The sequence below is a fragment of the Mycobacterium szulgai genome (genome assembly GCF_002116635.1).
Classification (GTDB): Bacteria; Actinomycetota; Actinomycetes; order Mycobacteriales; family Mycobacteriaceae; genus Mycobacterium; species Mycobacterium szulgai.
Window position 1 is genome coordinate 119,265 of the sequence record NZ_LQPW01000039.1, and the last position, 12,208, is coordinate 131,472.

Below are 12,208 nucleotides of genomic sequence, written 5' to 3' on the forward strand. Positions count from 1 at the left end.
CCAGCTACGGCGCCGTTACGGCAACAGCCGGCTCAGGTTGAACAAGCCCGATACCCCAGTGCCCATATTGAAAAAGCCCGAGTCAACGCCGGCAGTGGTGGTGCTCAACGCGGTATTCAAAACCCCGACATTGCCAATGCCGGAAATTCGGGCGTTAGAAAGCGTGCCGCCGCTAACCGAGTTGAAGAATCCGGACATATCGCCGTGGAGCACGCCACCGGTGGCGGAGTTGAAGAACCCGGAGACTCCATTGCCAGTGTTGCCGTAGCCCGAGTTAACGGCGCCGCTGTTGGTGGTGGCTCCGACGGTCGTGTTCGTATTGCCCGAGTTGAAGAAGCCCGTGTTTACGTTCCCCGAGTTCCCCGCACCGGTGTTGTCGCTGCCTGCGTTGTCGAAGCCGGTGTTGACGTTGCCAGAGTTCCCGAAGCCGGTGTTCTCGGCGCCCGAGTTACCGAAGCCGGTGTTGAAACTGCTCGTATTGCCGAAGCCGGTGTTGCCGACACCGGAGTTGCCGAAGCCGACGTTGCCGGTGCCCGAATTGCCGATGCCGAGGGCGTTGAGATGGCCCGGCTGAAGAGCGTTGACACCTGAGTTGAAGAAGCCGATGTTGCCCTGGCCGGAGTTGAAGAAACCGATGTTGCCGGCACCGGAGTTTCCGATGCCGATGTTGTTGACACCCGAGTTCAGCCCGCCGAACGTGAACTGGCCGGTGGCCGAGTTGTAGAAGGTGTTCCCCACACCGATCAGGTTGTTGCCGGTAAGCCCGAAACCGGTGTTGTTGTTACCGGTGTTAGCGGCACCCATGTTGCCGTTGCCGGTGTTTCCGCCGCCGGTGTTGTTGTTGCCCTGGTTTCCGAAGCCGAAGTTGCTGTTGCCGAGATTGCCCATGCCCACGTTCAGGCCACCATTGAGGCCGACGCCGGTGTTGCCCAATCCGATGTTTCCGTTGCGGAGGTTGCCGAAGCCGATGTTGCCGTTACCGCGGTTACCGCTGCCGCCGTTGCTGTTGCCGATGTTTCCGCCGCCGACATTGGTATTGCCGTTGTTTCCGTTGCCCAGGTTGCCGGTGCCCTTGTTGCCGCTGCCGACATTGGCCGCGGTGTTACCGACGCCCAGGTTGGGCAGGCTCATCAATAGTTGCTCAAAGGGGTTTAGTGCCGCTGCCGCCGACGAGGCTCCGGCGTGATAGCCGAACATCGCCGCGACGTCGGTTGCCCAGAACTGCTCATAGATGCCTTCGGCGGCCGCGATCGCAGGTGCGTTGAGCCCGAACCAGTTTGAGCGCACCAGCTGCAGGAATGCGTTGCGATTGGCGGCAATCTCCAGCGGATGAATGGTAGCCGCCTTGGCGGCTTCAAACGCGCTGGCGACCGCTTTGGCTTGGGAGGAGGCGGTGATCGCTCGCGTTGCGGCAGCCCGCAGGAAACCCGCGTACGGGCCGGCGGCGGCCAGCATCGCCTTTGCGGCCTGCCCCTGCCAAGCGTGGCCGGCCAGGTTGGACGTCAACGACCCGAAGGAATCGGCTGCGGCGCTGAGTTCCTCGGACAGCCCGCCCCACGCCGTTGCGGCTTCCAGCATCGGGGCCGAACCCGCCCCGAGGGACATTTGCAACGAGATGACTTCCGGCGGCAACATCGCAAAACTGACCATGATGACCTCCTACCCGACTCCACCGATCGCCATCGAAGCGACCAGTGCCCGAATGGAATCGAGCGATTCACCGTCAGATGCTACGACGCTGCTGGTACCGGCATTGCGTTTTCGCCGCAAAGGGTTTGAGCGGGGTTAAGCCGTCGCCAGGGCGGGTGCAAACGCGGACGGATCCTACGACCTTGTCGCCGCGGCGGCGGCAAAACGCATCGGCCTCGCACGAAATTGCGGCCCTTTGGCGGTACGAATACCACCAAAGGGCCGCCGTCCCCCGACGCCTAACCTGCCAATTGCGTTGTGCGGCTACAGATTCTGCAACAGCTTTGTGATGCTGAAGAAGCCGGCAAGCCCCGTGCCGTTGTTGAACACCCCGGAGTTGAAGCCACTCAGAACTCCAGAAGGATTTCCAAAGATCGGGCCCGAGACGCCGGTATTGAAAAGCCCCGAGCTAAAGCCGTTCAGACCTGAACCGCCGGAGGCGGTGTTTCCAATGCCTGACATGGCGCCCTGCGCCGCGCCGCCAGTGGCTGAGTTGAAGAAGCCCGACATCTCTACACCGGTGTTGCCAAAGCCCGAGTTATCAGCCGCGGTGTCGGTGGTGGCGCCGAAACCGGTGTTCACGTTGCCCGAATTCCAGAGGCCCGTGTTTGTGGTCCCCGAGTTGCCAGCGCCGGTGTTTCCATCACCGGAGTTGAACCAGCCGGTGTTACCTCCGGTCAAGGTGGCTCCACCCGCGTTTCCTCCGCCGGTATTGAAGCTGCCCGAGTTGCCCCAGCCCGTATCGAGCGTTCCGGAGTTTCCGAAGCCGAAGTTTCCGATGCCCGTGTTGCCGAACCCGATTGAACCGATGCCCGAGTTCCCGAAGCCAAGGCCATTGGGGTGGCCCGGCTCGAGGAGGTTGACGCCGGTGCTGAAGGCGCCGTAGTTGCCCTGGCCGGAGTTGAAGAAGCCGATGTTGCCTGCGCCGGAGTTGCCGATGCCGATGTTGTTGACGCCGGAGTTCAGGCCACCGAAGTTGAATTGGCCGGTTGCGGTGTTGTAGTAGGTGTTGCCCAGGCCCACCAGGTTGTTGCCGGTCAGGCCGAAGCCGATGTTGTTGTTGCCGGTGTTGCCGCCGCCGATATTGCCGTTGCCGGCGTTGCCGCCGCCCCGGTTGCTGTTACCGGCGTTCCCGAGGCCGATGTTGCTGTTGCCGTGGTTGCCCATGCCCCAGTTCAGGCCGGGGGCCGAACCGGTGCCGGTGTTTCCGAAGCCGACGTTGCCATTGCCCCTGTTTCCGGCGCCGATGTTGCCGTCGCCATGGTTTCCGGCGCCGCCGTTGCTATTGCCGATGTTGCCGCCGCCGACGTTGCCGTCGCCCTTGTTGCCGCTGCCGACGTTGGAGCCACCGGTGTTGCCGTTGCCGATGTTGCCGGTGCCGCCCTTGTTGCCGATGCCGATGTTGGGCAGGGCCTGCAGTAGCTGGGCGAAGGGGTTGAGCTGGGCGGCTGCCGCGGCAGCTCCGGAGTGGTAGCCGAACATCGCGGCCACGTCGGTTGCCCAGAACTCTTCGTAGATGCTTTCAGCGGCCGCGATCGCCGGTGCGTTGAGCCCGAACCAGTTCGAGCGCACCAGCTGCACGAACGCGTTGCGGTTGGCGGCGATCTCCAGCGGGTGGATGGTGGCCGCCTTGGCGGCCTCGAATGCGCTGGCTACCGCTTTGGCCTGGGAGGAGGCGCTGATCGCTCGCGTTGCGGCTGCCCGCAGGAACCCCGCGTAGGGGCCGGCGGCGGCCAGCATCGCCTTTGCGGCTGGTCCCTGCCAGGCCTGGCCGGCCAAGTTGGAGGTCAGCGATCCAAAGGAGTCGGCTGCGGTGCTGAGCTCCTCGGATAGACCGCTCCAGGCCGCCGAGGCCTCCAGCATCGGGGTAGAGCCGGCACCGATGGACATTTGTAAAGAGATGATCTCCGGCGGAAGCACCGCGAAATTCACCACTGTTGACCTCCGGTTTGCGCTGACATTTCTGAATCGTCCGAAACGCTACAACGAGGAACCGGCGAATGTTGCTGTTTCGTCGGCATGTCGGATTGGGTTAGATCCGACTAACCGGGCAGTTCCGCTGCGGTATTACAGGTTCTGCAGCAGCTGAGTGATGTTGAAGAAACCTGCAGCACCCGTCCCCGAGTTCAATAATCCAGTGTTAAAGCCGCTCACGAAACCTTTCGGGAGTCCGGCGATCGCCGCCGACACACCGGTGTTAAAGAAGCCCGACATGTTTCCGTTCAAGAGGGAGCCACCGGAGGCCGTGTTTCCAATGCCCGAGATTAGGCCGTTCGTGGTCAAAATGCCGCCACCGCTGGCTGAATTGTTAAAGCCCGATATCCCTTTCCCGGTATTCCCAAACCCGGAGTTATCCGCGGCGGTGTCGGTGGTGGCGCCGAAGCCCGTGTTCACATTTCCTGAGTTCCAGAAGCCGGTGTTCGTGTTCCCCGAGTTTCCAATGCCGGTGTTCACCGTGCCGGAGTTGAACCAGCCCGTGTTGCCACCCTGGAAGAAAGCTCCGCCGGAGTTGCCGCCGCCGGTGTTGAAGCTGCCCGAGTTACCCCAGCCGGTGTCCAAGGTTCCGGAGTTTCCGAAGCCGAAGTTGCCAAGGCCCGTATTGCCGGCGCCGATGGCCCCTATGCTCGCGTTGCCAAAGCCGACGCTGTTGGGGTGACCCGGCATCAGGCTGTTGACGCCGGTGCTGAAGGCGCCGTAGTTGCCCTGGCCGGAGTTGAAGAAGCCGATGTTGCCTGCGCCGGAGTTGCCGATGCCGATGTTGTTGACGCCGGAGTTCAGGCCACCGAAGTTGAATTGCCCGGTTGCGGTGTTGTAGTAGGTGTTGCCCAGGCCCACCAGGTTGTTGCCGGTCAGGCCGAAGCCGATGTTGTTGTTGCCGGTGTTGCCGCCGCCGATATTGCCGTTGCCGACGTTGCCGCCGCCTCGGTTGCTGTTACCGGCGTTCCCGAAGCCGATGTTGCTGTTGCCGTTGTTTCCCGCCCCCCAGTTCAGGCCGGGGGCCGAACCGGTGCCGGTGTTTCCCACGCCGACGTTGCCGTTTCCGATGTTTCCGGCGCCGATGTTGCCGTTGCCGTTGTTTCCGGCGCCGCCGTTGCTATTGCCGGTGTTGCCGCCGCCGACGTTGCCGTCGCCCTTGTTGCCGCTGCCGACGTTGGAGCCACCGGTGTTGCCGTTGCCGATGTTGCCGGTGCCGCCCTTGTTGCCGATGCCGATGTTGGGCAGGGCCTGCAGTAGCTGGGCGAAGGGGTTGAGCTGGGCGGCTGCCGCGGCAGCTCCGGAGTGGTAGCCGAACATCGCGGCCACGTCGGTTGCCCAGAACTCTTCGTAGATGCTTTCAGCGGCCGCGATCGCCGGTGCGTTGAGCCCGAACCAGTTCGAGCGCACCAGCTGCACGAACGCGTTGCGGTTGGCGGCGATCTCCAGCGGGTGGATGGTGGCCGCCTTGGCGGCCTCGAATGCGCTGGCTACCGCTTTGGCCTGGGAGGAGGCGCTGATCGCTCGCGTTGCGGCTGCCCGCAGGAACCCCGCGTAGGGGCCGGCGGCGGCCAGCATCGCCTTTGCGGCTGGTCCCTGCCAGGCCTGGCCGGCCAAGTTGGAGGTCAGCGATCCAAAGGAGTCGGCTGCGGTGCTGAGCTCCTCGGATAGACCGCTCCAGGCCGCCGAGGCCTCCAGCATCGGGGTAGAGCCGGCACCGATGGACATTTGTAAAGAGATGATCTCCGGCGGAAGCACCGCGAAATTCACCATTGTTGACCTCCCATGACTCAATCGCCCATGACCGAGCACGCCCTCGACTGACAGGACCATACGGCCCGATTTGACCGAGCATGTGCGTTTTCGCGAAATCGTGACTGCACATTTTGGCGCTCCGCTGGTTGGCCGAGCAAGCGCTTGGTTGATAGTCTGATCGGGTGGATCGAGCGACCGGTCAGGCTAACAGCCGCCGAGACGAGTTATTGGAGCTCGCCGCCATCATGTTTGCCGAACGCGGCCTGCGCGCGACCACCGTGCGCGATATCGCCGACGGCGCCGGCATCTTGTCCGGCAGCCTCTATCATCACTTCGCTTCCAAAGAGGAAATGGTCGACGAGCTGCTGCGCGGCTTCCTTGATTGGCTCTTTACCCGCTACGAGGAGATCGTCGAAAGCGAACCCAATCCATTGGAGCGGCTCAAGGGCCTGTTCATGGCGTCGTTCCAGGCGATCGAACACCGCCACGCGCAGGTCGTCATCTACCAGGACGAGGCTCAGCGGCTGTCGTCGCAGCCTCGCTTCTCCTATCTCGAAGACCGGAACAAGCAGCAGCGAAAAATGTGGGTCGACACACTCAATCAGGGCATCGAGGAAGGTTATTTCCGTCCCGACCTCGACGTCGACCTGGTTTACCGATTCATTCGTGACACCACGTGGGTGTCGGTGCGCTGGTATCAACCCGGCGGACCGCTCACCGCTGAGCAAGTGGGACAGAACTACCTCGCCATCGTCCTTGGCGGAATAACCAAAGAAGAGTGATATGGCCCGTGTCGGCGACGATGCAGGACGAAGTCATGAGGAGGAGCGACGCTAATGGCACAGGCGTACGTAATTGACGCTGTACGTACCGCGATCGGCAAGCGCAACGGCGCACTGGCCGGGATCCATCCCGTCGACTTGGGCGCCTTGGGCTGGCGTGGACTGCTCGACCGAGTCGACGTCGACCCTGCTGCCGTCGAAGATGTGATCGCCGGTTGTGTCGACGCGATCGGCGGACAGGCCGGCAACATCGCACGGCTGTCCTGGCTCGCCGCCGGGTATCCCGAAGAGGTTCCCGGCGTCACCGTGGATCGGCAGTGCGGATCCAGCCAGCAAGCCATTTCTTTTGGTGCACAAGCGATCTTGGCCGGTACAGCCGACCTCATCGTGGCCGGTGGTGTGCAGAATATGAGCCAGATCCCGATCTCGTCGGCAATGACCGTCGGCGAGCAATTCGGATTCACCTCTCCGACGAGCGAATCCAAGCAGTGGCTGCATCGCTACGGGGACCAGGAGATCTCACAGTTCCGCGGCTCGGAGTTGATCGCCGAGAAGTGGAACCTGTCCCGCGAGGAGATGGAGCAGTACGCTCTGACCAGCCACGAGCGTGCCTTCGCAGCGATTCGGGGCGGCCACTTCGACAATGAAATCATCACTGTGGAAACCGAATCCGGGCCGTATCGGGTCGATGAGGGGCCGCGCGAGTCGTCGCTGGAGAAGATGGCGGGCCTGAAAACCCTGGTCGAAGGTGGCCGGCTGACGGCGGCGATGGCCAGCCAGATTTCCGACGGCGCCAGTGCGGTGCTGCTGGCTTCCGAGCGGGCCGTCAAGGACCACGGGCTGACTCCCCGCGCCCGTATTCACCACGTCAGTGCCCGCGCCGCCGATCCGGTTTTCATGTTGACCGGGCCCATTCCCGCCACCCGCTACGCGCTGGAAAAGACCGGGCTGTCGATCGAGGACATCGACACCGTCGAGATCAACGAGGCGTTCGCACCGGTAGTTATGGCCTGGCTCAAGGAGATCAAGGCCGACCCCGAGAAGGTCAACCCAAACGGCGGTGCGATCGCGCTGGGTCACCCGTTGGGTGCTACCGGGGCGAAGCTGTTCACCACCATGCTCAACGAGCTGGAGCGTATTGGCGGCCGCTACGGGCTGCAGACGATGTGCGAAGGCGGCGGTACGGCCAACGTCACGATCATCGAGCGGCTCTAGCTTCGCGCGTCGGTCACCTGAAGGAACCGCTCGACGCCGACGCGCGCATAGGTGCGGCCGTGCTCAGCGGGGACCAAGGGCAGTGCCTGCGCGGCCTCGACCACCTTCGGCTGCACCACATCTCGGGTTTCACCGTGACACTTGACGCTGGCCCGTCCGGCGGCGAGCACGTTGCGCACCCAGTCGGTGTCGGTGCCGTAGGGCAGCGGGATCAAGAACCCGTCCGCCACGCGCTCAGCGACCACGGGTGTGACGTATTGCTTGCCTGATCGTCTGCCGGTGTGCCGAATAGCCGACGCGTACCAGTATTTGCGGCCGGCCAGCAGTGCCATGAGCGGATTGAGCAGATACTTGTTGGAAGTTCGGATCCCGTTCAGAAGGGGTTTCGGCCAGGATTCCGGCGCCATTGCCATCATCGCTCCAGCATGCACCTGTTGTTTAGCGGTGGCGCGTCGAGTGTGAGGCGGGCGATGCTGCAGCGGCGTGTCGCGTCGGGAGATTCACACTCGGTAGGCTGTCGGGGGCCGGCGGCATGGTCTGGCCGTGCTGGAGCTGGAATGGCTCTTCCCTTACGCACCCGTCTATCCCGGCGTGTACGGGCCGTCGGGCATCGAGTTGAGGGCCGTACAGCGGGCTCGCGCTGCCTGGTCATGTCGCGGCGGCAGGCGGTGGTCGCGGGCAATTCGGTGGCGCTGCTCGGGGCGAAATGGGTGGACCCGGTGGCCCGGCGTCATTGGTGTACGACAACCGGCGCCCCTAACGGCATCACCGTGCATACCGACACGCTGCTGGACGGCGACGTTGTCGAGCTGGGCGGTATGGCCGTAACCAGTGCGGCGCGAACGGCTTTCGACATCGCTCGGCACGCACTACGACTACTTGCAGTGCGCGGTTGGACGCGCTGGCGAACGCCACCGATGCAAGATGCTGGATGTGGAGGCGGTCGTCGTGCGCCACCCGTGTGCTCGCGGAGTAAGGCGCCTGCACCAGATCCTGCCTCTAGTCGGCGGAGGGGCGGAGTCGCTACCGGAGAGCTGGAACCGGTTGGCGTCAGTCGATGCCGGATTTCCCGTTCAACGCACACAGATCGTGATTTGCGGCCCCGCAAGCTATCTCATCGCCCGTCTCGATATGGGGTGGGAGCAGTGGCGGGTCGGTGTGGAATACGACGGCGCTTACCGTTGGACGGATCCGGGGCAGCGGACGCGCGACATCGACCGCTGGGCCGAGGTCGCCGATAGCGGTTGGACGATCATCCGGGTGAGCAACGACCTGCTCAGATACCGTCAGGCAACGCTGGTGCAGCGCGTCGGCGCGGCGCTGACCGCCGCGGGGTGGCGAGAATGACCACCGACTGTGAACGACGCGACGGCTAGGCGGCGTGTCGCGTCGTGAAATTCACACTCGCAGTGGAGATTACGCGTCGTAGTCGACGGACACGAACGGCGTGGTCGGGTGGGATTGGCAGGTCAGGACATAGCCGGCATCGAGTTCGGCCTGCCCCAGCGCGAAGTTGTGGTCCATCTCCACGTTGCCCTCGATGAGTTTGGCCCGGCAGGTGCCGCAGGCGCCGCCCATGCAGGCATACGGCGCATCGCTGCGAACCTGCAGCGCGCCTTCGAGAATCGAGTCGCCGGGCGTCAGGTCATAGGTCCACTGGTGCCCCGACAAGGTGAAGGTCACCGTAGCGGCCTCGTAGCTGCGCTCGGCCTCCGGTGCGCTGTCGTACCCATAGAACAGCTCGAGGTGAATTCGTTCGGAGTCAACGAGATGCTCGACCAGCATCTCGCGCACCGAGGTGGTCATTTCCATTGGACCGCAAATGAACCACTCGTCCACGCTATCGGGCGTCAAGGTGCTGGTCAGCCACAGGTTGAGCTTTTCACGATCGATCCGGCCGCGCAGTTCGGGAGTGTGCAGCGGCTCGCTGGACAGCACGTGCAGGACCTCGAGCCGATCGGCATAGCGCGACTCGAGGCGGTCGAGCTCGGCCCGGAACATCGTCGATTCCCTGGTGCGGTTGCCGTAGACGAGCGTGAACCGGCTCTCGGTCTCGATTTCCAGCGTGGTCGCCACGATGGACAGCACCGGGGTGATTCCGCTGCCGGCTACTAAGCCCACGTAATGCTTGCGGTTCAATGGATGCAGCGGGGTGCCGAAACGACCGGTCGGCGTCATCAATTCCAATACGTCGCCGGCCTTGAGGTCGTTGGCCACGAAGGTTGAAAATGCCCCGCCGGCAATGTGTTTGACCGCGATTCGAAGCTGGGCCCGGGTCGCAGGCGCGCAGATCGAGTAGTTGCGGCGAATGCCTTGGCCGCCAAGGTCGGTGCACACCGTCACGTGCTGGCCCGGCTCGAAGCGAAATGCGTCCTGCAACGCTTCGGGCACCGCGAAAGTGACCAGCGTGCTGTCGGCGGTGATGGGGTCCACCGAGGCCACTGGTACGCGATGCAGTGTTCCGTGCGGCGAGCTCGACCTGGTCGGCATCCGCACCGGCAACAGCCGCGCGAGCCGGCCGTTGAGTTCTTTCCACTCCCGGAACTCATCCGGGTTCAGTTGCTGGCCAAAGACTGTGGAGATGGCGGCATTACGTTCCAGATAGGCCTCTTCGTTGCGTTTCCACGTTCGCAGGTAGCGGTAGAACGGAACCGACGGGTGCAGGTGATGCACCAGGTGATAGTTCTGCGACAGCAGCACCGGGGTGAACAGCCACTCCGCGCCGACGCGATTGCGGGTGGCCCGGTAACGATTGCTGCGCTGGGTGTCTGCCAGCCCGTGGTGGGGCAGCCAGTCGAACCACCATGCCAGCACGGTGAGCCCGATGCGTTGCGGGATCAAGAAGACCACTGCCAGCGTCCAGAAGTTTCCGGTGACGATCGCAACGACAAGGCCGGTGAGGCTCAGGGCCATCATCACCAGCGTCTCGGCGACCTCTTTAACGGGACGGCTGCGTGCACGCGGGAGGTAGTACTTGAGATAGAAGTACTCGACCATCGGCCAGCGCAACGGCAGTTGCCACCACTTCCCGTGCGAGGCGAACGTGTCCGGATCCTGGTCGTCGTCGTTGGAGTGGCGGTGGTGCTGGATATGAATGAACCCGAACGAGGGGAAGGCCACCACCGGCCCGACGAAGAGCCAGGCCAATCGTCCCATCAGTCCGTTCACCCAGCGGGCTGAGCTGATCGAGTAATGCGACGCGTCGTGTACGACGGTGAACATCACGAAGGTCACCGTGGCGTTGATCGGGATCGTGGCCCAGAACGGCATCCATCCGTTGACATAGCCGATCGTTGAGAGCACGAAGGCAGTCAATGAAGCAAGGAAGATCCCTATGGTTGGCAGCGCCAGCTTGGGTACCGATTCACCGGGATCGGGTAGCGCGTGGTGGGCGGGGGCTTCGTGTGCCGCTTGGTCTACTGCGTCGATGGTCGACATAGCTGGCATAGCCTAGTCGACACGCGTCAACTGGCGTAACGGCCCTGTGTGATGCAACTCGCATTCAAGCTTCGCTCAACCGGCGTGTGTCAGCGTTTCTCAGACCGCGCCCGAGCCCGCTCACCAGGCGGATCGGCCCTTGATCGACCTGCATCTCCACGGTGGGCCGATTTGATAAGTGTGCTAATTAATCGCTTGTTCACAGGGATCGGCAAGGTCGCTGATGCACATTGATGACTGATGTAGCCGCGTCGGCGGGGCTGCGACAGCACCGACGCGAGAGGAGGATTGCGATGGCCCGGTCCATGGTCACGTCCGTGCCCGCTGGCCGCTCCGGGGTCAAGGGCAGCGACTTCGCGCCATTGCTCCGCGAGATCAAGGCGGCTGGCCTGCTTGAGCGGCGGACGTCGGCGTATGTGGTGGCGATCGGAGTCAACTTGGCTCTGATGGCCGCGACGTGGGCCGGGATGGTTGTCCTGGCAAGTTCGTGGTGGGTGTTGCTCTTGGCGGTCCCGATGGGCATCTTGTCCACCCGGGCCGCATTCTTCGCCCACGACGCCGGCCATCAGCAGATCGCGAGCTCCCGCAAGTTGCACGACTGGATCGGCCGGGCACACGGCGGCCTGCTGCTGGGGATGAGCTACGACTGGTGGAACGACAAGCACAACCGCCACCACGCGAACCCGAACCACGTGGACAAGGACCCCGATGTCGGAGGCTCATTGGCGTTTACTCCCGAGCGGGCCAGGGGCCGCACCGGCCTTATCGGCTGGCTGACCTGCTACCAGGGACGGCTGTTTTTCCTGCTGCTCACGGTTGAGGGCTTTCACCTCAAATACTGGGCCTTTCGCTTTCTGCTCGCTCGGCCGCGCCGCGAGTCCCGGCTCGAGTTCGGCCTGATCGCACTACATCTGGTCCTGTACTTCGGTGCCCTATTCCTCGTCTTGTCGCCGGGCAAGGCGGTGCTGTTCGCGCTGATCCATCACATGGTTTTGGGCGTTCATCTGGGCAGCGTGTTCGCGCCGAACCACAAGGGCATGGAGATGCACCACGGTGAGGCTCAGTGGGGCTACATCGAGAAGCAGGTGCTCACCTCGCGCAACGTCGATGGTGGCCCGATCACCGACTGGATGATGGGCGGGCTGAATTATCAGATCGAGCACCACCTTTTCCCGAGCATGCCCAGGTCCAACCTGCGCCATGCCCAGCCGATCGTGGCGGAGTATTGCAGCCGGATCGGCATTTCGTATTTGAGCACCGGCCTGATCGAGTCCTACCGGATCGGTCTGCGCCATCTACACGAGGCCAGCAGCGAACTCCGAGCGCATCGAGCGTTAGTCCGACACCAGAGCTGA

Annotated in this window: 9 protein-coding genes; 4 read left to right on the forward strand and 5 right to left on the reverse strand. The window is 63.3% G+C overall.

Features of this window, described 5'->3' with window-relative positions; all coding sequences use genetic code 11:
* Positions 1 to 15 precede the first annotated feature (15 nt).
* The 3 genes from AWC27_RS09290 to AWC27_RS09300 all read right to left on the reverse strand — a co-directional run bounded on the left by AWC27_RS09290 (position 16) and on the right by AWC27_RS09300 (position 5,436).
* On the reverse strand, positions 16 to 1,650 hold the full coding sequence (locus tag AWC27_RS09290; protein ID WP_085670200.1) for a PPE family protein: 1,635 nt from the start codon (positions 1,648 to 1,650) through the stop codon (positions 16 to 18).
* Positions 1,651 to 1,953: 303 nt separating this feature from the next.
* Entirely contained in the window at positions 1,954 to 3,624 is a 1,671-nt protein-coding gene (locus AWC27_RS09295) for a PPE family protein (RefSeq protein ID WP_085670201.1), read from the reverse strand.
* A gap of 132 nt (positions 3,625 to 3,756) precedes the next feature.
* On the reverse strand, positions 3,757 to 5,436 hold the full coding sequence (locus tag AWC27_RS09300) for a PPE family protein (protein WP_085670202.1): 1,680 nt from the start codon (positions 5,434 to 5,436) through the stop codon (positions 3,757 to 3,759).
* Positions 5,437 to 5,600: 164 nt separating this feature from the next.
* Between AWC27_RS09300 and kstR2 the strand changes: the two genes are divergently transcribed.
* Together kstR2 and fadA6 are read left to right on the forward strand one after the other, a co-directional pair.
* The gene (gene kstR2, locus AWC27_RS09305) at positions 5,601 to 6,200 is read left to right on the forward strand and encodes a TetR family transcriptional regulator KstR2 (protein ID WP_085670203.1); all 600 of its coding nucleotides are present in this window, start codon (positions 5,601 to 5,603) and stop codon (positions 6,198 to 6,200) included.
* 54 nt (positions 6,201 to 6,254) lie between these two features.
* Positions 6,255 to 7,415: a steroid 3-ketoacyl-CoA thiolase FadA6 gene (gene fadA6, locus AWC27_RS09310; RefSeq protein ID WP_085670204.1), complete on the forward strand. Its 1,161-nt coding sequence runs from the start codon at positions 6,255 to 6,257 to the stop codon at positions 7,413 to 7,415.
* Here the strand turns inward: fadA6 and AWC27_RS09315 are convergent.
* Positions 7,412 to 7,831, reverse strand: coding sequence for a nitroreductase family deazaflavin-dependent oxidoreductase (locus tag AWC27_RS09315; protein ID WP_085670205.1), 420 nt, complete (start codon positions 7,829 to 7,831; stop codon positions 7,412 to 7,414). The two genes, fadA6 and AWC27_RS09315, sit on opposite strands and share 4 nt — an antisense overlap.
* A 508-nt stretch (positions 7,832 to 8,339) precedes the next feature.
* Here AWC27_RS09315 and AWC27_RS09320 point away from each other — a divergent pair.
* Positions 8,340 to 8,762: a hypothetical protein gene (locus AWC27_RS09320; protein ID WP_211281595.1), complete on the forward strand. Its 423-nt coding sequence runs from the start codon at positions 8,340 to 8,342 to the stop codon at positions 8,760 to 8,762.
* 69 nt (positions 8,763 to 8,831) lie between these two features.
* Here the strand turns inward: AWC27_RS09320 and AWC27_RS09325 are convergent, their stop codons facing one another.
* Positions 8,832 to 10,853, reverse strand: coding sequence for a fatty acid desaturase (locus AWC27_RS09325; protein WP_085670206.1), 2,022 nt, complete (start codon positions 10,851 to 10,853; stop codon positions 8,832 to 8,834).
* Positions 10,854 to 11,146: 293 nt separating this feature from the next.
* On the opposite strand from AWC27_RS09325, the gene AWC27_RS09330 reads away from it, so the two are divergent.
* Positions 11,147 to 12,208 (forward strand): fatty acid desaturase family protein, encoded by a 1,062-nt coding sequence (locus tag AWC27_RS09330; RefSeq protein ID WP_085670207.1) that lies wholly within the window; start codon positions 11,147 to 11,149, stop codon positions 12,206 to 12,208.

Bases quoted from the DNA above. Each gene is read 5' to 3' on its own strand.
- AWC27_RS09290 (WP_085670200.1), bottom strand. From the start codon at position 1,650: ATGGTCAGTTTTGCGATGTTGCCGCCGGAAGTCATCTCGTTGCAAATG.
- AWC27_RS09330 (WP_085670207.1), top strand. From the start codon at position 11,147: ATGGCCCGGTCCATGGTCACGTCCGTGCCCGCTGGCCGCTCCGGGGTC.
- AWC27_RS09325 (WP_085670206.1), bottom strand. From the start codon at position 10,853: ATGTCGACCATCGACGCAGTAGACCAAGCGGCACACGAAGCCCCCGCC.
- AWC27_RS09300 (WP_085670202.1), bottom strand. From the start codon at position 5,436: ATGGTGAATTTCGCGGTGCTTCCGCCGGAGATCATCTCTTTACAAATG.
- fadA6 (WP_085670204.1), top strand. From the start codon at position 6,255: ATGGCACAGGCGTACGTAATTGACGCTGTACGTACCGCGATCGGCAAG.
- AWC27_RS09315 (WP_085670205.1), bottom strand. From the start codon at position 7,831: ATGATGGCAATGGCGCCGGAATCCTGGCCGAAACCCCTTCTGAACGGG.
- AWC27_RS09320 (WP_211281595.1), top strand. From the start codon at position 8,340: ATGCTGGATGTGGAGGCGGTCGTCGTGCGCCACCCGTGTGCTCGCGGA.